This is a genomic window from Sporosarcina sp. D27 (assembly GCF_000586555.1).
Taxonomy (GTDB): domain Bacteria; phylum Bacillota; class Bacilli; order Bacillales_A; family Planococcaceae; genus Sporosarcina.
Window position 1 is genome coordinate 410,524 of sequence record NZ_AZUC01000047.1, and the last position, 24,239, is coordinate 434,762.

25 protein-coding genes are annotated in these 24,239 nt (G+C 42.0%); 11 read left to right on the forward strand and 14 right to left on the reverse strand.

Annotated elements, in window-relative coordinates; all coding sequences use genetic code 11:
* The first annotated feature begins 34 nt into the window (after positions 1–34).
* On the forward strand, positions 35–220 hold the full coding sequence (locus N693_RS0112665) for a YlaF family protein (protein ID WP_025785206.1): 186 nt from the start codon (positions 35–37) through the stop codon (positions 218–220).
* 38 nt (positions 221–258) lie between these two features.
* Here N693_RS0112665 and N693_RS0112670 read toward each other — a convergent pair whose 3' ends face one another.
* Positions 259–1,053 (reverse strand): inositol monophosphatase family protein, encoded by a 795-nt coding sequence (locus tag N693_RS0112670; RefSeq protein WP_025785207.1) that lies wholly within the window; start codon positions 1,051–1,053, stop codon positions 259–261.
* 138 nt (positions 1,054–1,191) lie between these two features.
* Positions 1,192–1,386 (reverse strand): hypothetical protein, encoded by a 195-nt coding sequence (locus N693_RS0112675; protein ID WP_025785208.1) that lies wholly within the window; start codon positions 1,384–1,386, stop codon positions 1,192–1,194.
* A gap of 152 nt (positions 1,387–1,538) precedes the next feature.
* Here N693_RS0112675 and N693_RS0112680 point away from each other — a divergent pair, with 152 nt between their 5' ends.
* Complete coding sequence (locus tag N693_RS0112680; protein ID WP_025785209.1) at positions 1,539–2,162, forward strand: YktB family protein; 624 nt, start codon at positions 1,539–1,541, stop codon at positions 2,160–2,162.
* A 182-nt stretch (positions 2,163–2,344) separates the two neighbouring features.
* Here the strand turns inward: N693_RS0112680 and N693_RS0112685 are convergent, their stop codons facing one another.
* The 6 genes from N693_RS0112685 to N693_RS0112710 form a co-directional block, all read right to left on the reverse strand.
* Positions 2,345–2,614 carry a UPF0223 family protein gene (locus N693_RS0112685; protein ID WP_025785210.1) on the reverse strand — a complete coding sequence of 90 codons (270 nt, stop codon included), beginning with the start codon at positions 2,612–2,614 and terminating at the stop codon, positions 2,345–2,347.
* Between the two features lie 82 nt (positions 2,615–2,696).
* Positions 2,697–4,109, reverse strand: a complete 1,413-nt coding sequence (lpdA, locus tag N693_RS0112690) for a dihydrolipoyl dehydrogenase (protein ID WP_025785211.1) — start codon at positions 4,107–4,109, stop codon at positions 2,697–2,699.
* A 3-nt stretch (positions 4,110–4,112) separates the two neighbouring features.
* Positions 4,113–5,489 (reverse strand): dihydrolipoamide acetyltransferase family protein, encoded by a 1,377-nt coding sequence (locus tag N693_RS0112695; RefSeq protein ID WP_025785212.1) that lies wholly within the window; start codon positions 5,487–5,489, stop codon positions 4,113–4,115.
* A gap of 36 nt (positions 5,490–5,525) precedes the next feature.
* Positions 5,526–6,503 (reverse strand): alpha-ketoacid dehydrogenase subunit beta, encoded by a 978-nt coding sequence (locus N693_RS0112700; protein WP_025785213.1) that lies wholly within the window; start codon positions 6,501–6,503, stop codon positions 5,526–5,528.
* A 3-nt stretch (positions 6,504–6,506) separates the two neighbouring features.
* Positions 6,507–7,622, reverse strand: a complete 1,116-nt coding sequence (gene pdhA / locus N693_RS0112705) for a pyruvate dehydrogenase (acetyl-transferring) E1 component subunit alpha (RefSeq protein WP_025785214.1) — start codon at positions 7,620–7,622, stop codon at positions 6,507–6,509.
* A 213-nt stretch (positions 7,623–7,835) separates the two neighbouring features.
* The gene (locus tag N693_RS0112710) at positions 7,836–8,474 is read right to left on the reverse strand and encodes a YkyA family protein (RefSeq protein WP_025785215.1); all 639 of its coding nucleotides are present in this window, start codon (positions 8,472–8,474) and stop codon (positions 7,836–7,838) included.
* A gap of 103 nt (positions 8,475–8,577) precedes the next feature.
* On the opposite strand from N693_RS0112710, the gene def reads away from it, so the two are divergent.
* The 3 genes from def (at position 8,578) to rnjA (ending at position 11,264) form a co-directional block, all read left to right on the forward strand.
* Positions 8,578–9,135 carry a peptide deformylase gene (gene def, locus N693_RS0112715; protein WP_025785216.1) on the forward strand — a complete coding sequence of 186 codons (558 nt, stop codon included), beginning with the start codon at positions 8,578–8,580 and terminating at the stop codon, positions 9,133–9,135.
* A 246-nt stretch (positions 9,136–9,381) separates the two neighbouring features.
* Entirely contained in the window at positions 9,382–9,591 is a 210-nt protein-coding gene (locus tag N693_RS0112720) for a DNA-dependent RNA polymerase subunit epsilon (RefSeq protein WP_025785217.1), read from the forward strand.
* Positions 9,592–9,596: 5 nt separating this feature from the next.
* On the forward strand, positions 9,597–11,264 hold the full coding sequence (gene rnjA, locus N693_RS0112725) for a ribonuclease J1 (protein WP_025785218.1): 1,668 nt from the start codon (positions 9,597–9,599) through the stop codon (positions 11,262–11,264).
* A 47-nt stretch (positions 11,265–11,311) separates the two neighbouring features.
* Here the strand turns inward: rnjA and N693_RS0112730 are convergent, their stop codons facing one another.
* The 4 genes from N693_RS0112730 to N693_RS19700 form a co-directional block, all read right to left on the reverse strand.
* Complete coding sequence (locus tag N693_RS0112730) at positions 11,312–11,971, reverse strand: TrkA family potassium uptake protein (RefSeq protein ID WP_025785219.1); 660 nt, start codon at positions 11,969–11,971, stop codon at positions 11,312–11,314.
* Positions 11,972–12,084: 113 nt separating this feature from the next.
* On the reverse strand, positions 12,085–12,534 hold the full coding sequence (locus tag N693_RS0112735) for a redoxin domain-containing protein (RefSeq protein WP_025785220.1): 450 nt from the start codon (positions 12,532–12,534) through the stop codon (positions 12,085–12,087).
* An 80-nt stretch (positions 12,535–12,614) separates the two neighbouring features.
* Positions 12,615–13,157, reverse strand: a complete 543-nt coding sequence (locus N693_RS0112740) for a peroxiredoxin (RefSeq protein ID WP_025785221.1) — start codon at positions 13,155–13,157, stop codon at positions 12,615–12,617.
* Positions 13,158–13,305: 148 nt separating this feature from the next.
* Positions 13,306–13,635: a hypothetical protein gene (locus N693_RS19700; protein ID WP_025785222.1), complete on the reverse strand. Its 330-nt coding sequence runs from the start codon at positions 13,633–13,635 to the stop codon at positions 13,306–13,308.
* Between the two features lie 238 nt (positions 13,636–13,873).
* Here N693_RS19700 and N693_RS0112750 point away from each other — a divergent pair, with 238 nt between their 5' ends.
* The 6 genes from N693_RS0112750 (at position 13,874) to N693_RS0112775 (ending at position 19,857) form a co-directional block, all read left to right on the forward strand.
* A complete protein-coding gene (locus N693_RS0112750) occupies positions 13,874–14,416 on the forward strand; it encodes a helix-turn-helix domain-containing protein (RefSeq protein WP_025785223.1) in 543 nt (180 codons plus the stop codon).
* Between the two features lie 15 nt (positions 14,417–14,431).
* Positions 14,432–15,535 (forward strand): ABC transporter ATP-binding protein, encoded by a 1,104-nt coding sequence (locus N693_RS0112755; protein ID WP_025785224.1) that lies wholly within the window; start codon positions 14,432–14,434, stop codon positions 15,533–15,535.
* The gene (locus tag N693_RS0112760; RefSeq protein ID WP_025785225.1) at positions 15,525–16,352 is read left to right on the forward strand and encodes an ABC transporter permease; all 828 of its coding nucleotides are present in this window, start codon (positions 15,525–15,527) and stop codon (positions 16,350–16,352) included. Before N693_RS0112755 ends, N693_RS0112760 begins: the two co-directional genes overlap by 11 nt.
* A complete protein-coding gene (locus N693_RS0112765; protein ID WP_025785226.1) occupies positions 16,336–17,136 on the forward strand; it encodes an ABC transporter permease in 801 nt (266 codons plus the stop codon). The genes N693_RS0112760 and N693_RS0112765 overlap by 17 nt, the downstream gene beginning before the upstream one ends.
* On the forward strand, positions 17,133–18,206 hold the full coding sequence (locus tag N693_RS0112770) for a PotD/PotF family extracellular solute-binding protein (RefSeq protein ID WP_025785227.1): 1,074 nt from the start codon (positions 17,133–17,135) through the stop codon (positions 18,204–18,206). The genes N693_RS0112765 and N693_RS0112770 overlap by 4 nt, the downstream gene beginning before the upstream one ends.
* Before the next feature lie 454 nt (positions 18,207–18,660).
* Complete coding sequence (locus N693_RS0112775; protein WP_025785228.1) at positions 18,661–19,857, forward strand: tetracycline resistance MFS efflux pump; 1,197 nt, start codon at positions 18,661–18,663, stop codon at positions 19,855–19,857.
* Positions 19,858–19,908: 51 nt separating this feature from the next.
* Here N693_RS0112775 and N693_RS0112780 read toward each other — a convergent pair whose 3' ends face one another.
* Together N693_RS0112780 and N693_RS0112785 are read right to left on the reverse strand one after the other, a co-directional pair.
* The gene (locus tag N693_RS0112780) at positions 19,909–22,494 is read right to left on the reverse strand and encodes a VWA domain-containing protein (protein ID WP_025785229.1); all 2,586 of its coding nucleotides are present in this window, start codon (positions 22,492–22,494) and stop codon (positions 19,909–19,911) included.
* Positions 22,478–24,226, reverse strand: coding sequence for a BatA and WFA domain-containing protein (locus N693_RS0112785; RefSeq protein ID WP_025785230.1), 1,749 nt, complete (start codon positions 24,224–24,226; stop codon positions 22,478–22,480). The genes N693_RS0112780 and N693_RS0112785 overlap by 17 nt, the downstream gene beginning before the upstream one ends.
* Positions 24,227–24,239 lie beyond the last annotated feature (13 nt).

A 24,239-nucleotide genomic window follows, 5' to 3' on the forward strand; every position in this document is an offset into this window, starting at 1 on the left:
AAAAAAGATTTACTTTATCAGGAGGCGCATTTTTTTGAAAAATGTCAAATGGGTGTTTGTTTTATACGCTCTAGGAGCCATTCTATCCATGTTTATGATCGGAATTGCTGTTGGCGTAAAAAGTTTTTTATTAGCAATAGCTGCCATCATTTCTCTCGTGTTGGTCATGGGGAACGGATTTAAAACTAAAAAGAAATTGCGTGAACAAGGACTTCTTTAATAGATGAGTGAAGCATCGTTAGGTAACCTAATGATGTTTCACTTTTTTAATAGGATGAAATCCTCAAGTAGCTGTGAGTGAATACTCGCATTTGAAACAATGAATGTCTCTTGCTCAAGCAATCCTAATTGCTTCCCTTGCAACGTAGAGGATAGTGCACCCACTTCTCTTGCAATAATCATTCCACCCGCTATATCCCATGGGGACAGTCTCATTGATATATATGCATCAACCCTGCCAGTAGCCACATGTGTCAATTCAAGTGCTGCCGACCCATATGAGCGTGTCCCTCTACAAGTGTTGACAAGTTCAATCATTGGTTCATTTTCGACATATCGATTCGGGGCAATCCAACTTGCATTCACGCCAATAATTGCTTCTTCGATGGTCGTATCCGTCAATTGCGGTAACCGAATATCATTAAGGTAAGCCCCTTCATCCTTAATAGCCGAATACAAATCGTCTGCCATGACATCGTAAACATACCCAAGCATTCCTATACCATCTATATAAATGCCTAAAGAAATGGCAAAATTTCGTTTTTGATGGACAAAATTCATCGTCCCATCAATAGGATCTAAAAACCAAATAACACCATCCAATGACTGGATAGCATCCCCGAATCCTTCTTCCCCCATAATTCGATGATTTGGGAAATCCCGACGAATTCGAGTGATAAAAAATTGTTCAATCTCACGGTCGATATTAGTAACTAGATCGTTCGCTGATGACTTCGAGCTTATTTCAATTTCAGTGAAAAATGAATGCTTTATATGATGGCCTGCTTCTTTAATCAATGATTTCGCGTAACGGTCCATGGCTCCCCAGTTCATCTCAAACCCCTCCAGTTCGTCTCCACCAAGTATAGCATAGCTATACGGAGCCAAAACAAAAAAGGCTCCTGTTCACGGATCTCCCTGGAGAGAACAATGTCCAATAGCCTTTCTTAACAGTCGGAGATAGTCATTACATTAAAAACCATTCAATTTCTCCAATTCAGTATGAATTTCAGACAACCTCTTTTTGCTCTTCGCAATTTGCTTGAAGTCCTCTTCATTTAACGCATCATGAAGGGTCGCTAATTCATAATCCAGCTCTAGGTTCAATACTTTAAGAAATTCTTTTTCGACATCAGCTTTACGAATAACATGGACGACTTGTTTCATCGAAAACACCCCTTTTTTGAAAGTATGTGCAGTTTCCTGTTACCATAAGATATGCGGGAATCGGTTGGACAGCTAGATGTTTGTCCTCTTGCCTTCAATTATTCCCCAAAGTACTTCCCGATAAACGTAGAAAAAAGAGAGGGGTCACAAAATTGACAAAAACATTTTGGACGGAAAGCGATTTTTCCGTTTTCGAAGTAGCAGGATTGGATGAACGAATGCTAGCACTCCAAGAACGCATCCAGCCTAAATTCTATAAACTAGGAGATCTATTTACACCGCTGTTGTCCGCTCACGGTAAAGGTGAGTTTTACCCCCACATAGCAAGGCATGCCAGACGTACAGTAAACCCTCCTTCAGACAGCTGGGTTGCGTTTGCTCCTGCAAAAAGGGGATATAAAGCGCTTCCTCACTTTCAGATTGGTCTTTGGGGCTCACATTTATTCATCATTCTCGCGATAATTTACGAAAATCCCGATAAAAAAGGAATTTCCGAACGTCTTCAGAACGATTTGCCTATTTTGACTTCACTCCCTAAGGATTATATCGTCTCTGGAGATCATATGAAGCCAGGAGCACAGTCACTTCAAGAATCTGGTAAAAAAGGTGTAATCGAGTTACTTGAGCGTCTACACGACGTTAAGAAAGCGGAGTTCCTTGTAGGGCGTCATCTGAATCGCAACCAAGCCATATCTATGACTGAACAAGAATTTTTAGCGTACGCAGAAGAAACGTTTGAACAACTTTTACCTGTGTACGATCGAGTAATTGGATAAAAAGAGGGTTAACCTAAAAAACGATTCGTTGTTTGCCACTTACGCAAACCTCGCGAATCGTTTTTAAATTCGACTGAATGTAGTTACATTCGTCAACAGCACACATAATTGAAGTCAGTGGTCCGTCTTAAAAGGATAGACTACTGTGAGACGGTGAGTCTTCTATTCTTATCCAGAACAGATTATCCTTTAATAATATCTCCATTACCGCCTTCTTTTGCTCGCTTTACCACTTTGTAGCATTCATAACCACTGGCATCCTTAAACTCCTTGAATAACGTCTTTTCTTCCGCCATCGAAGGAACCACTTTTTTAAATGAATTATATGATCCAAGTAATTCTTCACGACCGATTCCTTGCTCAAATGCCTTTTCAACGCAAGTGAAAAACTCAGTCACAATCATAATTTCTTCAGTGGACCAATCTGCCCGTAGTGGATAACTATATTCCATCTATTTCTCCTCCTGTCTTTCATTAGTTTACACACAAAGGAAAAAACCTATCCGACGGATGCCGGATAGGATTCCTCACATTTTATTTAGAAAGAATATGAATCGGTTTACCAAGCGCTACTTCAGCAGCTTCCATTGAGATCTCACCCAATGTTGGATGAGCGTGAATTGTCATAGAAACATCTTCTAACGTCATTCCGCTTTCAATAGCAACAGCCATTTCAGCAATCATGTCAGAAGCATTTTCTCCAGCAATCTGAGCTCCTAGCAACAATCCATCTTCCTTACGAGCAACAAGCTTCACAAAGCCATCTGGAGCATTAAGTGCAAGCGCACGACCATTCGCACCGAATGGGAATTTGCCTACTGCCACTTCATAGCCTTCATCCTTAGCTTGCTTCTCGTTGAAACCAACTGTTGCAAGTTCTGGATCTGTAAAGCATACTGCAGGAATTGCCAAGTAATCCACTTCTGATTTTTCACCAGCGATGGCTTCTGCAGCAATCTTGCCTTCATAAGACGCTTTATGTGCAAGTTGTAAACCAGGAACAATATCCCCTATTGCGTAAATATTTGAGATGCTAGTGCGACATTGTTTGTCAACACTTAGAAGTCCTCGCTCTTCAAATTTCAAGCCAAGTTCTTCAAGACCCATCTCATCTGTATTCGGGCGACGTCCTACAGTCACGAGGACATAGTCAGCTTCCACTGTTTTCTCTTCACCTTTTACTTCATAAGTAACTTTAACACCTGATTCGGATTCTTCAGCACCTTTAGCAGTTGCTTTCACAACAACCTCAACGCCTTTTTTCTTCAATCCTTTTTTCACAAGTTGTGTCATTTGTTTCTCGAAGCCAGTTAGAATATCATCGGCTCCTTCGATAATCGTTACTTCAGAACCAAGATTTGCATAAGCAGAACCAAGCTCAGTGCCGATATATCCTCCACCAATTACTACTAACTTTTTAGGAAGCTCTTTCAATTCAAGAGCACCTGTGGAATTGATAATACGCTTAGAAAATTTGAAGTTAGGAATCTCTACAGGGCGAGCACCTGTTGCAAGAATAACATTTTTGAACTTATAAGTTTGCGCGGATGCGTCATCCATTACTCGTGCTGTATTAGCATCAACAAAGTATGCTTCACCTTTGACGATCTCGACTTTGTTACCTTTTAGGAGTCCTTCAACACCTCCTGTAAGCTTCTTAACAACGCCTTCTTTGAAAGCCATTGCTTTAGAAAAGTCGAGCTTAACGTCTGAAGCAGTAATCCCCATATCGTCAGCATTTTGTGCACTTACAAAACGATGTCCGACAGAAATCATAGCTTTAGATGGTATACAACCTACGTTCAGACAAACACCACCGATTGTATTTCGTTCTACAATCGTTACTTTTTGTCCGAGTTGTGCAGCACGGATTGCTGCTACATATCCTCCAGGACCTGAACCGACTACGAGCGTATCTGTTTCAATTGGAAAATCTCCTACTACCATGGTTTACGCCTCCATTAATAAAAGTTCTGGATTTCCTAGCAAGTGTTTAAGGTGATTCAACGCTTGTTGCCCCGTTGCCCCATCGATTACTCGATGATCAAACACTAATGACAATGCTAACATAGGTGCAGCAACGATTTCACCATTTTTAACCACCGGTTTTTCAGAAATACGACCAATTCCTAGTATTGCAACTTCCGGATGATTAATAATTGGTGTGAACCACTGGCCACCTGCAGAACCAATGTTTGTAATCGAGCAGGAAGCTCCCTTCATTTCTGAAGCAGAGAGTTTACCATCGCGGGCTTTACCACCAAGATCAGCAATTTCTTTTGAAATTGCAAACATTGATTTACGATCAGCATGCTTAATGACTGGTACTAAAAGACCACGATCTGTATCTGCTGCAATTCCGATATTGAAGTAATGCTTTTGTATCAATTCTTCAGTCGCATCGTCTAACGATGTATTCAATTCCGGGAATTTACGTAATGTTGAAACGAGCGCTTTCACAACATATGGCAAGTAAGTCAGTTTAATATCTTGTTCAGCTGCAATTTCTTTAAACTTCTTGCGGTGAGCAACCAATTCAGTTACATCTACCTCGTCAAGAAGTGTTACGTGAGGAGCAGTATGCTTAGAGTTAACCATCGCCTTCGCAATCATCTTACGTATAGGTGATAGCTTCTTGCGTGTTTCTGGGAAGTCTCCTTCAGGAACTGTAACTGCTGATGATTGAGCTTGTTGTTCCTGTTGCTCATCCTGACCACCAGTTTGAACGCTATCTTCCTGAGCTTCAGTTTGAGCTGATTTGTTACCACCCGATTTGAATGATTCGATATCTTCTTTGATAACCCGACCATTCTTCCCTGAACCGACAACTTGGCGAATATCCACGCCTTCTTCACGAGCAAATTTACGAACTGAAGGCATTGCGATGACACGACGGTTCGGGTCAACATCTTGACTCTTTGTTCCTCCTGTTGACTCAGGTGTTGCATCTGTTGCATCACCTGCTTCATCTTTTGGTACTTCTTTTTTATCAACAGGTTGTCCTTGTTCTGCAGTAGCTTGAACTTGAGATTCTGATTTAGCTTCCTGTTTTTCTTCCGCAGGCGCCTCTTCTTCCTCATCTTCGTGATCTGGAGAGTCAATTCGAATCAATTTATCTCCCACAATTGCTACTGTTCCTTCACTTACAAGTATTTCTTCTATAGTTCCTGATACAGGTGAAGGGATTTCCACGACAGATTTGTCGTTTTGCACTTCAAGAAGTGTATCATCTTCGTTAATAGTGTCGCCTTTAGATACGAACCACTTTACGATTTCACCTTCATGAATTCCTTCTCCGATATCTGGTAAACGGAAGTGATATGCCACGTGATCCACCCTCTCCTCAGTCCAATAGACTGGCTATTAAAATTCAAGTACTTTTTTCGCTGTTGCAACAATGTCATCTGCTTTTGGAAGCCAAGTGTTTTCACCTTGTGCAAACGGATAAATTGTATCCGGTGCAGTTACGCGAAGTACTGGTGCTTCAAGACTCAACACAGCTCGCTCCATAATTTCAGAAACGACATTTGCAGCAATTCCAGCTTGACGCTGTGCTTCTTGAACAACAATTGCTCGATTAGTTTTCTCAACAGAAGCAATAATCGTTTCAACGTCTAACGGTTGAATAGTCCGTAAGTCGACCACTTCAACAGAGTGTCCGTCTTTTTCAAGTGCTTCTGCTGCTTTCAGACTTTCTTGAACCATTGCACCGTAAGTGATAATTGAAAGATCCGTACCTTCTCGCTTCACGTCTGCTTTACCTAAAGGAATCGTATACTCCTCTTCAGGAACTTCTTGACGGAATGAGCGGTATAACTTCATATGTTCTAAGAAAATCACAGGATTATCATCTTTAATCGCAGAGATTAGAAGTCCTTTAGCATCATATGGTGTCGATGGAATAACAACTTTAAGTCCAGGTTGTGCTGCGACAAGTCCTTCAAGACTATCTGCGTGCATTTCCGGTGTTGCCACGCCTCCACCAAATGGTGAGCGGATAGTAATTGGTGCTTTTAATTTACCTGCACTACGGAAAGACATACGTGCAGCTTGTCCGCTTACTGAGTCCATTACTTCAAATAAGAAGCCGAAAAATTGCAGTTCCATTACAGGGCGATAGCCTGTCAATGCAAGACCAATTGCAAGACCACCAATTCCTGATTCTGCAAGTGGTGTATCAAATACGCGTTCTTCTCCAAATTCTTTTTGAAGACCTTCGGTTGCTCGGAAAACCCCGCCGTTTTTACCGACGTCCTCACCAAACACGAGCACGTTTTCATCATTTTTCAATTCCGTGCGCATTGCATCGGTAATTGCTTGGATCATCGTCAATTGTGCCATCGGTTATTTCGACTCCTTTTCCGTGTAGATGTCAAACTGTTCTTGTAGATTGTATGGCATATCGCCTGCATACATAATTTTAAGGAAATCAGTCACCTTTTGTTTTGGAGCTTGGTCCGCTTGTTTAATCGCGTCCTTGATTTCTTGTTTGGCACGTTCGATTACTTCATTTTCTTTTTCTTCGTTCCATAGTTTTTTCCCTTCCAAGTACGTACGGAAACGAACGATTGGATCACGCTTTTCCCATTCGTTATCAATATCAGAAGTACGGTAACGAGTTGGATCATCGCCTGCCATTGTATGTGGACCGTATCGGTAACACATCGTTTCTATCAAAGTCGGACCTTCCCCATTCACTGCGCGTTCTCGAGCGTCTTTCGTAGCCGCATAAACCGCAAGTGGATCCATTCCATCTACAAGAATACTTGGGATTCCCGCTGCGATACCTTTTTGTGCAAGTGTTTTCGCTGCTGTCTGCACTTCACGTGGCGTTGAAATTGCAAATTGGTTATTTTGCACAACGAAAATAGCAGGGGAACGGAACGCGCCTGCGAAATTGAGGCCTTCGTAGAAATCACCTTGTGATGTACCACCATCACCTGTGTATGTCATTACAACAGATTTAGTGCCGCGTTTTTGGAAACCAAGTGCCACTCCCGCCGCTTGGACGTATTGTGCACCAATAATAATTTGTGGTGGGAAAATATTAAGTCCTTCAGGAATTTCACTTCCTAAGAAATGCCCACGAGACCAAAGGAACGCCATATGTAACGGCAAGCCATGGAAAATCAGTTGAGGAACATCACGGTACCCCGGTAAAATGAAATCATCTTTTTCTAAAGCAAAATGAGACGCAAGTTGAGATGCTTCTTGACCTGCTGTTGGCGCGTAAAAACCAAGGCGACCTTGACGATTCAGAGCAATCGAGCGTTGATCTAGAATACGCGTATACACCATGCGCTCCATCAGTTCTGTTAAATCTTCATCCGATAGTTTAGGATCTGATTCTTTATTCACAATCTTTCCGTCCTCGTTTAGGATCTGGAACATTTCAAACTTTTCTTCGATCTCATGTAAAACACTTGTTGGATCGAACTGCTTGTTCTTTTCTGCAGCCATTTCGGCAACTCTCCTTCTCTTAACTGTATTAGATAAATCGCGACATTCTATTGATACAATCAATCTTCCACACTCAGTATACTGAAAGGTAAAGGAACGGTCAATGTATGGAGCATATAGATTGTATGCGTCACCAAAAACCGTCTATCTACTCACCACATCTGTATTAGTACAACCATCATTCTGTATTATAATAGAATAAACTGAAAGTTATCATTTAAATTCAACTTGTTGCGTTTCTTTCAAAGCGCTATTCACTTCCATTGTGGATTGATTGAATACTAGAATGGCATCCTCAAGTTTCGCACGTTGTTTATTGACCGCAACTGTTGCCCCTTCCAACTCTACCCGTTTTACATTTTCCTCAATCAATAATTCATACAGAGCGCTTTGTTTTTCCGTTAGTTCACTGTACAAATCCATAACTTCGTAATGAAGTTCAAACCTCTTCGATAAGGCAGTTTTTAACTTTGCGATCGCCCCTTCTGCATCATCACTAGTTGCTGTTGGGAGTGATTCAAGACGTTTAGCTGTTTCCTGTGCATCATCAATTACTCCCCGTTCTACTTCTATAAGATTTTTTCTCTCTTCGAGGGAAGTTTCCATTCTAGAAACTCCACTTTCAATGAGTTCTCTTTCTTCCACAGTAAATTCCACTGTTTTATTAAACAAAATTTGTTCCTTTTTCTCTAGAGTAGCCAACTGTTTTTCATACTCTGCAACTTTGGTCTCGTACTCCTGAATATCCGATAAAAGCCCCGCTAACTCTTTTTGAGTTTGATCTTGCGCTTCTGTGCACCCTCCTACAAAAAGCATCAAGCACATCGGGATGATTAATAATAATTTTTTCACTGTATTCCCCCTACCTTTTTAAAGTTCAACAGCAAATCCTTTCACACGTTTCCTAATTCCATTATACTAAGAAGAGGCACTATAACGAAAAGGAGACACCAACATGATTTTAATGAAAGATATTATACGAGAAGGGCATCCTACACTACGGATGCGTTCTGAAGAGCTAACATTCCCTCTTTCCGCTGAAGACAAACAGCTAGCATCCGATTTACTAGAATATGTCATGAATAGTCAAGACGATGCCATAGCTGAAAAATATGAGCTACGTGCTGGGATTGGATTAGCAGCACCTCAAGTAAATCATCCCAAAAGAATGTTCGCTTTGCATATTGAACAAGAGAAAGACAAAGATGTCAGTCTAGTGGCGATCAACCCAAGAATAGTCAGTCATTCTGTAGAAAAAACGTATTTAGCTACCGGAGAAGGGTGTCTATCTGTCGATCGTGAAGTGGAAGGGTTCGTGCCAAGATACTCACGTATTACGATAAAAGCATTCGATGCGGAAGGAAACGAATTCAAAAAGCGCTTGAAAGGTCTACCCGCAATTGCATTCCAGCACGAGCTTGATCACCTGAACGGAATAATGTTTTACGATCATATCGATCCTAAGGCACCTTATAAAGATATTCCAGATGCACTTCCTTATGAAGGTGAGTAATCGACACTTGACAGAAAGTTCAAAATACGTTACACTTCTTTAACAAGGAGTGATATTGCCATGTATAAGCGCCTGAAACGTAAACTGTTAAAACGGCTGAATGGCATCCTCGGTAAAAAGTCAATCGCATAACGTTGATACGCCCACCCTTCATAAGGTGGGCTTTTCTTTATTTTCCATGAATGACGTGGTACTATTAAAAGTATCAGTCCAAAAATCGAACGTTAAGAAAAAGGAGAGCACAACATGATCTTTAAAGTTTATTACCAAGAAACCAAGGTACAAGTACCTGTCCGCGAAAACACACAAACATTGTATGTGGAAGCTGAATCTGCACGTGATGTACGCAAAAAGTTACAAAATCGTAATTATAACATTGAATTCATTCAACAACTTGAAGGGGAGCATCTCGAATACGAGCAAGCTTCTGAACACTTCGAGCTTGAGCAGGTGTAATGCACATGAAGTCTATTAAAAATAATGAAACTGCCGTTTTTGCCTTAGGCGGACTAGGTGAAATCGGTAAGAACACGTATGCCGTACAATTTCAAGATGAAATCATCTTGATAGATGCGGGTATTAAATTCCCAGAAGACGATCTACTCGGAATTGACTACGTCATTCCTGATTACACGTATTTGAAAAGAAATGCTGATAAAATTAAAGGATTATTCATCACACATGGTCACGAAGATCATATCGGAGGAATCCCTTACTTATTGAAACAAGTGAATATGCCTGTTTACGGTGGTAAATTGGCACTTGGCTTATTACGCAACAAGCTTGAAGAACATGGTCTCGTTCGTTCAACGAAGCTCATTGAGTTTGGTGAAGAGGATGTTTTCAAATTCCGAAAAACCGCTGTATCATTCTTCCGCACGACACACAGTATTCCCGATGCGTATGGTGTCGTTGTTAAAACTCCTTCAGGCAATATCGTGCACACAGGTGATTTTAAATTCGACTTCACGCCTGTCGGAGAACCTGCTAACCTCGCAAAAATGGCTAAAATCGGTAGCGAGGGTGTTCTTTGCCTTCTCTCTGATAGTACTAATGCTGAAGTTCCAAACTTTACAATGTCGGAACGTAAAGTTGGGGATAGCTTAAATGATATCTTCAGAAAAGTAGACGGACGTGTAATTTTCGCAACGTTTGCGTCGAATATCCACCGTTTGCAGCAAGTAATTGAAGCTGCACAAATTCATGGACGGAAAGTTGCTGTCTTCGGACGCAGCATGGATAACGCGATAACAATCGGCCGGGAACTTGGCTACATCGATGCACCAAAAGATCTCTTTGTAGATGCTCAGAGCATTAATCGTTTACCTGCAAACGAAGTAATGATTTTATGTACAGGCAGTCAAGGTGAGCCAATGGCTGCATTGTCTCGAATTGCTAACGGTACACACCGTCAAGTTCAGATTCAGCCAGGCGATACAGTCATCTTCTCATCTTCACCTATTCCAGGTAATACGTTAAGTGTGAATAAGACGATTAATGCTTTGTTCCGCGCCGGTGCAGAAGTCATTCATGGCGCACTGAACAATATCCATACATCGGGTCACGGTTCACAAGAAGAACAAAAACTGATGTTACGTCTTATTCAGCCGAAATTCTTCATGCCAATCCATGGTGAATATCGAATGCTGAAAATGCACGAAGAACTTGCAATTGCATGTGATGTGGAACCGGATAATATCTTCATCATGTCTAACGGAGATGTCCTTGCGCTTACTGAAGATACTGCACGACCTGCTGGACGCGTTCCTTCAGGTGACATCTACATTGATGGTAGCGGGATTGGAGATATCGGAAATGTCGTTCTTCGCGATCGCAAAAACCTTTCCGAAGACGGTCTTGTTATTGTCGTCGCAACGATTGATAAGAAACGTAACCGCGTTGTTTCAGGTCCAGATCTAATTTCACGTGGATTCGTTTACATGCGTGAATCTGGCGCGATGATTAACGAAGCCCAATATATGCTAACGCGTCAAATGCACCGCAAATTGTCGACTGGACCAGCTGATATCGGAGTACTAAAAAGTGATATCATCGATTCACTCAGCTCTTATCTATATGACAAAACAAAACGTAGACCTATGATTCTACCTGTAATTTTAGAAGTATAATAAAAACAGCCTTCCCCGATTGAACCAACCGGGTGAGGCTGTTTTTTTTAGTGCAATACTTTTTTCTCGAAGCGATGTATATCGACATCTGATCCAATTACAATTAGTACATCATTCAAACGAATCTCTTCTATCGCTTGAGGTGAAACTAAAATGTGATCTTCCCGTTTAATCGCGACAATATTGACACCGAATTTTGCACGGATATCCAAGTCTATTAATGTTGCGCCTGATAGTTTTTCGTTTGCACGGATTTCCACAATTGAATACTCATCGGATAGTTCTAAGTAATCGAGAATATCGTTTGATACCATTCGATTCGCAATGCGTCGTCCCATATCACGCTCAGGATGAATGACGTGGTCTGCCCCAATTTTGCGCAATACTTTTTCATGATAATCATTTTGTGCTTTCACCGTAATCATTTGCACACCAAGTTCTTTTAGAATCAGCGTTGTTAAAATACTGGCTTGAATATTCTCTCCAATTGCAACGACAACATGTTCAAAATTACGAATTCCAAGTGATCGTAAAGACGATTCATCGGTCGTATCCGCTGCAACTGCTTGTGTCGCAATTTGAGCAAACTCATCCACTCGATCTTGAGATTTGTCAATTGCCATAACAGAAGCATCCAGTTCAATTAGTTCGTTCACGATACTCCCACCAAAGCGGCCAAGGCCGATGACGACAAATTCCTTTTTCATATCTCATCTCTCCGATTCACGTAAGAATGCGTTAAGTTTACCATAGCAGCTCAACTCTCTCAAATATCGAGAAAACCCGACAGACCGTGAAAACGGACGTCGGGTTTTAAAACTTACTTCTTCATTTCATCAAGTACACGATTTACGCGCTTTTCAAGCATTTTCATGCCACTTCCGCCAGCTTGGAAGTGACGAAGCTGACCGTCTTTGTCGAACACATAATATGCAGGTACGTACTGATTTTCGAATGCATCATTCAGTTTAAGTTCGCTGTCTACGTAAATCGGTTGTGTAATGTCGTGTTCAGCGGCAACAGCTTTAATGTTCTCCAAATCCACATCATCTTCAGAACGTGGCATATGGACAGCGACAACATTCAATTCGTCTTTGTACTTATCACGAAATGCATTAACGTCTGGCATCGCTTCTTTACACATATGACAGCTCACTGACCAAAAGTGAATGAGTGTCGGTTTTTCGCCTACGAGTTCAGATTTGGTAACTTCACCGTTCAACCATGCTGTTGCACCAGATAGTTCTGGTAATTGTTCACGTAATTTCATGTGCTAGTTCCTCCTCTTGGATAAAAATCCCCGCTGCAAAAGCTGAGCGGGGAACTTCAATCAATTTTCAATATATGAAATTATAGAGTTTCTTGACCGGGACGCCAGTTTGCTGGGCAAAGACCGCCAGTTTGAAGCGCTTGAAGTACACGAAGTGTTTCGTCTACATCGCGACCAATATTGTTGTGGAATACTGTTTGGTATTGCATTTCACCTTCTGGGTTGACGATGAAAAGACCGCGCAAAGCAATTCCTTCTTCTTCGATCAATACGCCGTAGTTACGAGCTACTTCGTGATTTGTATCCGCAGCAAGTGGGTAATTCAAATCTCCAAGACCATTGTCTTTACGGTCTGTGTTGATCCAAGCTTTATGTGTGTGAATAGTGTCTGTAGATACACCGATAACTTCTGCATCAAGGTCTTCAAACTCGTCAAAACGATCAGACATTGCAGTAATCTCTGTCGGGCAGACAAATGTAAAGTCCATTGGATAGAAGAACAATACAGTCCACTTATCATTTTTCATGTTTTCTTCAAGGCTTACTTTACCGAATGACTTGTCCGTCATTACAGCTTCCATTTCGAATCTTGGCGCTTGCTTACCAACCATGCGTTCTACCATTCAAAATCCCTCCAATTATCTTCTGGGCGGAATTCTCATCCGCTCAATTCTTCTCTAGCTTATCAAAAGCTTGTCGGAATATCAATTAGAATGAATCATACATAAGAATCATTATCGAAAAATGTCATGTAATTGAGAAGAAGATCAATTATGATTCTTCACTGTCCGTGCACATTGAAGGCTTTGCGGGTCTGTCACCACAAAAGTCGCAAGATGGATCTTCGCATGATACTTCTCGCCATTCATCACACGACGCACAGTACACGGAATCGAATTCTTCATTATAAACGAGTGAGCCCATACAACGAACACAGTGATCCGCCATTTCCGACCATTCGATCATTGTTTCATTATGATATAAAAACACACGGGAACTGCCATCCGTTACCGTTTGCATGTCACTATTCAGTGCGGTCTTCATCAAATTATTCCAGTGCCGGTCTTCCGGGTCAAAATAAAACAGCATTTTCTCGCCCAATCGGAGTCCCCCATTTCTTTGGTATTATTCTACTACGCCTCTAGTAATAACACAACGAAAGCCCGTTATCACTCTTTGTTTATAATGCCTGCGAGATAGTTATTATTGGATTGAGAAGTGACTAGTATTATTGCTTAAATCTACTCTTGATTTCCTGTGATGATTTTGTATAATGAAAGATGCTAAAAGTAAACTTGAAGTTCAGTTATACTAAACTTTCATGAAAGTAGGATGACACATGCAGATCGGCAGCAAAATCAAACGACTGCGATTACAAAGCGGGCTCACACAAGAAGAGCTTGGTGAACGCACTGATTTGACGAAAGGCTACATTTCTCAATTAGAACGGGATTTGAATTCCCCTTCTATCGAAACGCTTTTCTCCTTGCTCGAAGTTCTCGGTACAACTCCAAAAGACTTTTTTGACGAAACAAAGAAGAGTGATCCCGTCGTTTACTCACCAGAAGACCAAACAACGTATATAAACGATGAGTTGCATTACAAAATACGCTGGCTCATTCCTAGATCCAACGAAAACGAAATGGAACCCGTACATATTACGTTCTCACATAAAGGAGAGCTGAAACAGTTTGCCCCTTCCCTTTCTGAGACGTTTATCTATGTACTTGTAGGGAACGTTGAAATAGAGATCGGAACTCGTATTTATTCAGCAAGTGAGGGTGATGCAGTGTACTATTCTGCAGAAGACCAGCACCGCATTTCAAATGCACACGACGGAATCAGCGAGCTCTTACTCGTCGCTACAGAATCTTACTTATAAAAAGGGGGACCCTCATTGTCCACACAACCAATCATTCGCTTTGAGAATGTCAGCAAACGCTTCGGCGAAGACACAACTGTATTAGATGGTGTTTCATTTGAAATGGAACGCGGAAAGTTCTACACACTTCTCGGTCCTTCCGGCTGTGGGAAAACAACAATCCTGCGACTTATCGCTGGATTTTCTGAGCCTTCTGAAGGGACGATTTACTTTAATGGGAAATCTGTCAACCAAACCCCTGCCAACGAACGACAAGTGAACACCGTTTTCCAAGATTACGCCCTGTTCCCTCATTTGAACGTCTATGAAAACGTCGCGTTCGGGTTACGCATCAAAAAAGTAAAAAAAGCCGAAGTGGATCGACGTGTGAAAGAAGCACTTAAGTTCGTCAACCTTGCTGGTTATGAAAACCGAGAGATCACGGAAATGTCCGGTGGTCAACGTCAACGTGTCGCAATTGCACGCGCGATCATCAACGATCCGGAAGTCATATTGTTGGATGAACCCCTTTCTGCACTAGATTTGAAACTACGTTCAGCGATGCAGTATGAGCTACGAGAGCTACAGCAACGCCTTGGGAAAACTTTCATTTTTGTCACACACGACCAAGAGGAAGCACTTGCGATGTCCGACGAAATCTTCGTTATGAACTCTGGACAAATTCAGCAATCGGGTACACCAATCGATATTTACGATGAGCCTATTAACCGTTTCGTTGCTGATTTCATCGGTGAATCGAATATTGTATCTGGCGTCATGATCGAAGACTACCTTGTTGAATTTAACGGAAAACGATTTGAATGCGCCGATGCTGGACTCCAGCCCAATGAGAAAGTAGACATCGTGCTTCGACCGGAAGATATTGAAATTACGCCAGTAGATGCCGGGAAACTGACAGTTACAGTAGACACTTCCCTTTTCCGAGGTGTGCACTATGAAATTTCAACATACGACAAAGATGGAAATGAATGGCTCGTCCATTCGACGAAAAAAGCTGAAGTTGGCATGCAAATCGGTCTAGACTTTATCCCAGAAAACATTCACGTCATGCGTCTCAACGAGTCCGAAGAAGACTATGATGCGCGACTTGAAGCGTATGGTGCGGCGGATGAAAACTAATCGCGCTAGCCTTCGTTTGTCCATGGTTCCATACTCTCTTTGGATTATACTTTTTGTCATTGCACCGATCGGACTGATTGTGTACTACTCATTTTTCGATTTAAGTGGCAATTTCACATTCGATAACTATAAAAACTTTTTCACGTCTGTCTATCTCAAACTGACAGTGAGCTCATTTTGGTATGCTTTTCTCATTACGTTCTTCTCGTTGCTAATCTCATACCCAACAGCTTATTTTTTAACGAAATTGAAGCATAAACAATTGTGGCTGTTACTGATCATCATCCCATCGTGGATTAATCTACTGTTAAAGACATATGCGTTCATTGGCTTGATGGGGTTATATGGACCGGTAAATGCGTTACTTGAAACTGTTGGTATTGGGAAACAACAGATTTTGTTCACAGACTTCAGTTTCGTTTTCGTTTCTGTTTATATCTTCATTCCATTTATGATATTACCGATTTTCAATGCTCTGGATAAATTGAATCCTGCGCTGATAGACGCCTCTCGAGATTTAGGCGCGAATGCTTGGACTACTTTCAGACGTGTGATCTGGCCACTAACCCTTAATGGGGTTAAGTCCGGGATTCAAGTTGTATTCATCCCTGCGCTTTCGTTGTTCATGATCACCCGACTCATTGCAGGAAACAAAGTCATAACGCTAGGTACAGCAATTGAGCAACAATTCCTCGTTACACAAAACTGGGGAATGGGCTCAACGATTGCAGTGTTCTTAATTCTATTCATGGTAGTGATCTTGCTTCTAACGACTGCGAACGAAAGGGGGATGGCTGGAAGTGGAAAGAAACGGTAAACTCCCAAAAATCTATTTAACAGCTGTCTTTCTTGTTTTATATGCACCTATTTTCTATTTGATTTTTTACTCATTTAACTCTGGTGGCACGATGTCCCATTTCGAGTCCTTCACATGGGAACATTATGCTGCTGTTTTTGAAGATAAACGGCTCATCATCATTGTGCTCAATACAGTAGTCGTCGCCTTACTCTCTGCTTTGATATCAACAGCAATTGGAGTGATGGGAGCAATCACAATCCATTACATGAAGAACAAAGCGATGCGGAATGCCATGCTTTCCATGAATAGTATTCTTATGGTAAGTCCTGACGTCATCATCGGTGCTTCGTTCCTTATTCTGTTTACACTAGTCGGCATCAAACTCGGATTTGCCTCGGTGCTACTTTCCCATATAGCGTTCAGTATTCCGATTGTCGTCATTATGGTGTTACCAAAACTCCAGGAGATGAGTCCGACACTGATCGATGCTGCACTCGACCTTGGCGCTACTCGTAAAGAAATTATGTCTCGTGTCATTTTGCCATTCATTAAACCTGGGATCTTTGCGGGGTTTTTCTTGGCGCTAACCTATTCTTTGGATGACTTTGCGGTAACGTTCTTTGTGACCGGAAATGGATTCTCGACACTTTCCGTTGAAATATACTCGATGGCTAGAACAGGTGTCACGTTAACGATCAATGCACTCTCTGGTCTCATCTTTGTAATAACAGCTGGTCTGATTTTGGGCTATTACTTCCTAACAAATCGACCTAAAACACCTGCTAGGGGGCTGAAGCGATGAAAGCGTTAGTACGTGGAGCCATTCTTATTGCGGCAACAGCAGCCATTCTGATGATCATCAATGCACAACTTGCTAAAAGCGGTGCGCAATCCGGTGGGAATACACTGACCGTTTATAACTGGGGTGAATATATTGACCCTGATCTCATCAAGCAGTTTGAAAAAGAAACAGGCATCAATGTCATCTATGAAACCTTCGATTCCAATGAAGGAATGATGGGGAAAATCGAGCAAGGCGGTACATCCTACGACATCACAGTACCGTCAGAGTATATGGTGGAGATGATGCGAGAAAAAGATTTGCTCATCCCTCTCGATTACGACAAGATTCCGAACATTAAAAATATCGATCCCTATTTCATGGATCTTCCATTTGACCCCGACAATACGTATTCCATCCCCTATTTCTGGGGCACACTCGGGATTGCTTATAATCCCACATTGTTAGATGGTCAAACATTTGAGAGTTGGGATAACCTGTGGGATCCTTCACTAAAGCAAGAAGCTGTTCTGGTGGATAGTGCACGTGAAGTTATCGGGATGAGCTTGAATTCACTAGGCTACTCACTCAACTCAACAAACATTGACGAACTTCGTGAAGCGACGGATAAGCTGAAAACGCTAAGCCCGAATATTAAAGCAGTCATCGGGGATGAAGTAACCCAAATGATGATGAATAACGAAGCAGCCGTTTCTCTCATATGGTCCGGGCAAGCAGCGGATATGATGTCTGAGAACGAAGACATCACATATGTGGTCCCTGAAGAAGGTTCGAACTTATGGTTCGACAACATCGTGATTCCAAAGACGGTGAAAAACATCGACGGGGCTTACGAGTTTATCAACTTCATGCTACGTCCTGAAGTCGCTGCTCAAAATGCGGATTACGTAGGTTATTCCACGCCTAATAAAGAAGCACTGTCCCTCCTAGACCCAGAGGTCGTTTCTGATGAACGGTATTACCCGGATGAAAAGGCCCGGGAGCACTTGGAAGTGTATAAAGATTTAGGATTGGAAATGCTTGGTACGTACAATGAGTTGTTTTTGGAGTTTAAGATGAATATGAAGTAAGTTGTTTGGTTACAGCAGAAGCGAATTGTCGCTTCTGTTTTTTTATTTGAAGGGATTGATTTGTCGCGAGGTGGAGATGGATGGTGCGAAAGTTATGTACCGCGGGAGGTTGAAGATAGAGGAATAGAAGTTTCAATGGCTTATGATCATTTTTTTAAATTTATGAGCACTTTTCTTGAGTTATGAGCACTTTCCCAGGTTTAAGAGCGCTTTCTGTAATTTATGATCACTTTCAGGAGTTTATGATCACCTTTCGCGATTTATGATCACAATCCCCGTTTTATGAGCACCTTTACAATCCTTGGGACAAGATTAACACTTTATCTACCAATCTTAGTTGAAAATATAGGGAAATGTGTATTGTTAGAATTGTCCAAGCTGTCCCAACACAGTAGAGACAAGCTGTATGCTAAACTAGTACGAGGATACAACTGAATATGAAGGAGGAACACGCGTGGCCACTAAATCTACTTCTTTTGCTATTTATATTCTGATGTTCAATATGTTCATCACCATGTCAGGAATTGGACTGATCATTCCAATCATGCCTGAATACTTAGGAACGTTTGGCGTGGCTGGTGCTGCCCTCGGATCACTCATTGCTGTTTTCTCATTTGCCCAATTCATATTTTCTCCCATTTCCGGTTCACTTTCAGATAAGCATGGAAGAAAAAACATCATCATTTTCGGACTCATTCTTTATGGGGTTTCCCAGCTTGCTTTTGGCCTTTCCACTGAACTTTGGATGCTCTTTGTAGCGCGATTCTTCTCTGGTTTCGGTTCGGCATTCTTAATTCCTCCGATGATGGCCTTTGTTGCGGATATTACAACATTTGAAGAACGTGGACGCGGTATGGGTTTACTTGGTGCCTCCATGTCTCTCGGATTCATGATAGGACCTGGTGTTGGAGGTTTTCTATCTAAATTCGGGTTACAGTTCCCCTTCTACTTTGCTGCAGGAGCTGCATTATTCGCTGCGGTCATGTCGTTTTACATTTTACCCAATCCCGCTCCGAGCCCATCTGCTGAAAATGGGCCAAGACGAACCGAGAATTTGTTTCAACAAATCGCACGCTCATCTAAGACTCCCTATTTCGTCGTCTTACTTGTCATGTTCGTCTTCTCTTTTGGACTAGCAAACTTCCAATCGACCATCTCTCTTTACGTAGGCATTAAATACAATTACACGCCGCTTATGATTGCGGTCATCATTACAGTGGGTGGATTTGTTGGTGTACTCATCCAAACGTTTGTTATCAATCGCTTATTCAAACGGTTCGGTGAAATGCGTGTCATCCTCATCAACTTAGTCATTGCAGCGGTGGCGATGCTCAGTATTACATTTGTGAATATGTTCTGGTCCATCTTGCTAGTTGCAACGATTTTCTCCACGGCTACTGCATTATTGAGGCCAGCAGTAAATACTTTGGTCTCAAAACTCGCAGGCAATGAACAAGGCTATGCAGCAGGAATGATGAATGCTTACATGAGCTTAGGAAACATGGTTGGCCCCGCATTAGCTGGCTTCGTTTTCGACTGGAAAATGACAGCTCCGTACTTTCTCGGGACTGCAATACTTCTTTCATGCTTCCTACTAGCCGCTACATGGGCAAAGAGAAATACAGATACATTAGCTGCAACACGTTCTTGAATTCCAAAAAAACCAAAGCCACTTAAAAAGGGCTTTGGTTTTTTTATGGATCTATCGTTTCCGCTTTTGTTTAAGCAGTTCAGTAACACTCGTCTGATCTGATGAGTCTATTTCTTCAATGGGAGATTTCTTTCTCAACACGGGCACAAATCTACTGAATCGGCGCAATGTGATATCTGCAAAGAATAGGAGCAAGGATCCTAATAAGAGCCAAGTTGTAATGGATTTCCGCTCTTCACCACGATAAGGAAGTGACCGAAATGCCTCATTAGGATTTTCCAATACCCTTCCACCTGTTTCTTTAGTGATTGCCGCTAACAAGTCTTCATTCGGAGCTTTTGGTCTATATTCTTCACTGTAAGGAATCGTCACACCTGTCTCAAATAATCGGTTTTGATCGTCTTTTACACTGAGATAAACAAGACCAGGTGTCGAGTTGAGTGAAATAGTTACTTTACCAGGTGCCGTCTGATCTTCAATTACTTCTATTTCCTCTCCTGCCTCTGTCACCGCAGTCACCTCAAGAAATGCCGATTCTCCACTCGTATCCGTAATGGTGAATTTCCCGCCATCGCCTTGGGTCAGTACATAAGGTGCTGAACTATAGGAAGGTAAAATTCTTCTCATTGCCGTATTCCAAAACTCAGGATATGCTTCCCACGCAGCTAGTTCTCCAGACCACTGACCTGATGAATCCGAAGTGAATGCAACAGTTCGACCAAGCCCGTATTTCCATTCAGCAATGATTGGATCCTCTTTAGGGCTAATTGCAGCAACGTCAGCTGTTGGTTTAGCAGTCGTTGCGATGTAGGCATTCATCTGAGGGACTCCGAGAGCAAATAACTCATTCCACTCCGGCACGTTTCCAAGCTTCATATAGAAGGGATCATCTTCGATATAAGTCCGGGTCATCGTTATGGTTTCGCGAGACAAAATTGCAGGAACGGTGGATTCATCAGAAACACCATAATAACGTCCACCACCTGCTTCTGCCATCTCTTCTAATAAGGATTCGTCCGCATCAGTACCGATTCCCACTGTGGATAACGTCGTATTGTTATTTTTAGCTTCTTCAATAATGTCGAGATATCCAGCAGGCATCGAAGATTGTCCATCGGTTAAGAGAATGACGTGTTTCCGTTGGAGAGATAGGTCTGCCAGATCCTCATATGCTTTTGCAACTGAAGGGAAAATATTAGTCCCCCCGGCAGCAGGTACGGATAAAATCTTCGAAGTCACATCTTTTTTATCATCAAGAGGACCTACGGGGACAACTTCCCATATACTATCGTCAAACGCCGTAAATCCGAACGTGTCTTTTTCTCTAAGTAATTCGACTGACCGTGCGGCAGCTTCCCTCGCAAGGACTAGCTTCGATCCGCTCATACTTCCCGATCGGTCCATGGCAATCACAAGTCCTAGTGAAGGAAGCTCTTCTTTTCCTTTCACTTCCATTTCAACTGGCAAAAGAGTTTCAATCGGCGTTTTGAAATAACCACCGAGTCCAAAACTATTGGTTCCCCCTGTCATCATGAAACCCGTTCCGAAATTCTTCACTGTCTGTTCAATCATAGCCATTTTTTCTTCTCCAACTAGAGTGCCCGGCACATTATCAAAAATGATTGCCTGATAAGGTAAATAGCCAGATAAAGTTGAAGGTAGATCTTTTGCTTGAAGTGTTGTAATGTTCAATGTGTTCTGATCCAGGAGACCAGGGATTACCGATGGATGGTCCTCAGTTTCGACAACCAATACGGATGGTTGTCCTTGTACAGTCACAGCCGCGAACATTCGATTATTCTCTAAAAAATGATCATTTTCTACGACGAGTTTTGCCTCATACTTTACTAAACCTGTATTCACTGCAGGTAACGGGTAGGTGAATTGGTTCTTCCCAGGAACTAGTTCGATATCCTCTTCACCGAGAGGTCGATCGTCTTGATACAAATATAAGGTCCCTGTTGTCCGATCTGATGCATTCACTTCAATGGTCATGAGCTGCTGTTGCCCGGCATAAGCAGTCCTCGGAACATCTAACTTTGTTAAGGCTGCATCCGGGAACACCTGATGATTCAGCTGCGCAACATCAATCTGCACACGGCTATCTGTGAATTTCTGTAAGTAGCTTAATGCATCTCCTCTAGTTTGTAATCCATCTGAGAGCAAAACAATTCGCGTTGCGGATTCGGCAGAGCCAATGGCATTCGCTAGGGAAAGAGCCTTCTCAATATCTGTTTCTCCTGCTTCTTCCAGTGATTCAACCTCGGGTACGCGCACTTGACCTTTCGTTAACGCAGCGTCCGTCCGAAAATCACCTGCAAACGAATAGAGTCCTACCGCTTGACCGGATTTTTTGGAACCTAGACTTTTTTCAATGAATGTATCCATTTCTTCTGTTGTACCTGAGGTTGAAGCTGAACGATCGGCAAGGAACAGTATCTGTTCCTCTTCATTGAAAAGGACTAGGTATGGTGACACTAGTGTTGCTAACAGGAATAGAACGGAAGCACCTCGAAGTATAAAAAGAAGTGCTGCTCTAGGTGTTTTCCTCTCTACTGAACGCCATGTGAAAATCATATAGGCAACAATTGGGACTAATAATAGCAACCATAAAGGATGATCAATACGGATATCCACGGCGTCGCTGCACCTCCCATTCTATGAGCAATAGCAGTAAGAGTGGCAGAAGAAATGGCCAGATGACTGGAACTTTTTGTTCCTTCTTTACATCTGTTGTTGCCAACTTTCCGGTTGAATAAGAATCTCCTGTCGCTACACTTTTTTCAGAGGGATCAAGCTGAACAGCTAAGAATTTGTCAGTCGTCCCATCTGTTGCTTTATAAATGCCAGGTATTGCTGGAGCCTGTAATGTATTTGCTGACTCTGTAGTGTACAAATAAGAACCGGATAACTCATATATATCTACAGCTTCCGTCATCACGACAGACTTCCTTTGAAGTGGAGTGAATACTCCTAGCGTTTCAGCGTCATCTGCCAAAGATTTTACGACACTCCAGACGAAAAGTGGAAACGTAGGTTGCAACGGCCAGTCTGTTGCTTCCAAGTCTGCAAGTAAGATAATATCTCCACGAGGTGAGCGTTGGATAAGTGGATCTTTACCAACTCTCGCAAGTACTTCATAGTCTGCAAAAGGGGGATAAATTTCTTCTACATACATGTCTTTTGGAGCTGCAATTGAAAATAATGGATCATTTGTAACCGAAACTTCTCCCTTTGCTTCAATTGGTTTAGCATCTTCTCTACCAATTAGAAGAATCGGTCGTTTCCCTTTTTGTAGAAAACCTTCTGAACCGGTTATTCGTAAAATAGCATCTTCATCGAAGTGTTCACCATTATCGATTGTGACCTCTTCCTGAATGGCTTGTGCAGCTTTTTTTAGTAATTCGTGAAGCGTGGCATCCACTACCACTTTCGCACGTTCAGTCGTTAGCAACGCATGGCTGGTGTTATCAGCACGATAGTCATCAGTACCAACCAGTTCAACTTGAAGCGCGGAAGCATTCGTCTCAATCTTTTTAAAAGAAATCAATTCTTCACTTCCCGGTTCCCCTTTAAAAGTTTCCTCAGCAAGTACTTTTTCAGTACCAGCTTCTTTTAATTGAATGGTCCCTGGCTGTGCTTTCTCTGTATCATGCTGCAACTTTACAATTGCAACTACCCCTTCTTCACGTCGATTCGCCCCAAATCGGACAATGGAATGGTTGTTTAGTTTTTGGTCATTTGTATGTACATGCCAACTCATAGTAGTACCTTCATACATCAATGCCGTCCGTTCCAACGCATCCGTAAAGATATGAACTTCTGCTCCGTGCTCACTATACATTGACTTCACAAGCTCAATGGAGGTATCCAAATAGTTATGTTCATACCGAACCGACAAGCCTTCAATTGCCTGTATAGCTGATTGAGAATCGCTGTTTTGTATCGCAAATTCTGGTTCCTTCCCTGTAATCACGATGGAAACAGGGCGTCCTTCCGCTGATTCGAGTAAGTTCTTCATCTCTCTTTGATTCATCTCAAATAGTGTGGAATCTTTTGGAGTTGCTAGCATCGTTGCAGAACTATCGACGATGAATACGAGGGGAATGCCTTCAGTTTGAGTTTGCTTGATGGATGGTCCAAGAAGCATCCATACAAATAATAGAAGCGCTAACAGCTGTAAGTAAAATAGAGCATTGCGTTGCAAATTACGTATGAATGGTGATACGCTCTCTTCCCGGCGATCTTCCTCCCAAAATAGTGTAGATGAGATCGTTTTCGGTTCAAAACGTTTTCTGAATAAATAATAGACGACTACTGTTAGTGGAAATATCAGTGTCCACAAGTTCGTCAAGCTAGCAAACCCCATCCACGCACCTCCT

Bases quoted from the DNA above. Each gene is read 5' to 3' on its own strand.
- N693_RS0112670 (WP_025785207.1), bottom strand. From the start codon at position 1,053: ATGAACTGGGGAGCCATGGACCGTTACGCGAAATCATTGATTAAAGAA.
- N693_RS0112675 (WP_025785208.1), bottom strand. From the start codon at position 1,386: ATGAAACAAGTCGTCCATGTTATTCGTAAAGCTGATGTCGAAAAAGAA.
- N693_RS0112685 (WP_025785210.1), bottom strand. From the start codon at position 2,614: ATGGAATATAGTTATCCACTACGGGCAGATTGGTCCACTGAAGAAATT.
- lpdA (WP_025785211.1), bottom strand. From the start codon at position 4,109: ATGGTAGTAGGAGATTTTCCAATTGAAACAGATACGCTCGTAGTCGGT.
- N693_RS0112700 (WP_025785213.1), bottom strand. From the start codon at position 6,503: ATGGCACAATTGACGATGATCCAAGCAATTACCGATGCAATGCGCACG.
- pdhA (WP_025785214.1), bottom strand. From the start codon at position 7,622: ATGGCTGCAGAAAAGAACAAGCAGTTCGATCCAACAAGTGTTTTACAT.
- def (WP_025785216.1), top strand. From the start codon at position 8,578: ATGATTTTAATGAAAGATATTATACGAGAAGGGCATCCTACACTACGG.
- N693_RS0112720 (WP_025785217.1), top strand. From the start codon at position 9,382: ATGATCTTTAAAGTTTATTACCAAGAAACCAAGGTACAAGTACCTGTC.
- rnjA (WP_025785218.1), top strand. From the start codon at position 9,597: ATGAAGTCTATTAAAAATAATGAAACTGCCGTTTTTGCCTTAGGCGGA.
- N693_RS0112730 (WP_025785219.1), bottom strand. From the start codon at position 11,971: ATGAAAAAGGAATTTGTCGTCATCGGCCTTGGCCGCTTTGGTGGGAGT.
- N693_RS0112735 (WP_025785220.1), bottom strand. From the start codon at position 12,534: ATGAAATTACGTGAACAATTACCAGAACTATCTGGTGCAACAGCATGG.
- N693_RS0112740 (WP_025785221.1), bottom strand. From the start codon at position 13,157: ATGGTAGAACGCATGGTTGGTAAGCAAGCGCCAAGATTCGAAATGGAA.
- N693_RS0112750 (WP_025785223.1), top strand. From the start codon at position 13,874: ATGCAGATCGGCAGCAAAATCAAACGACTGCGATTACAAAGCGGGCTC.
- N693_RS0112760 (WP_025785225.1), top strand. From the start codon at position 15,525: ATGAAAACTAATCGCGCTAGCCTTCGTTTGTCCATGGTTCCATACTCT.
- N693_RS0112770 (WP_025785227.1), top strand. From the start codon at position 17,133: ATGAAAGCGTTAGTACGTGGAGCCATTCTTATTGCGGCAACAGCAGCC.
- N693_RS0112785 (WP_025785230.1), bottom strand. From the start codon at position 24,226: ATGGGGTTTGCTAGCTTGACGAACTTGTGGACACTGATATTTCCACTA.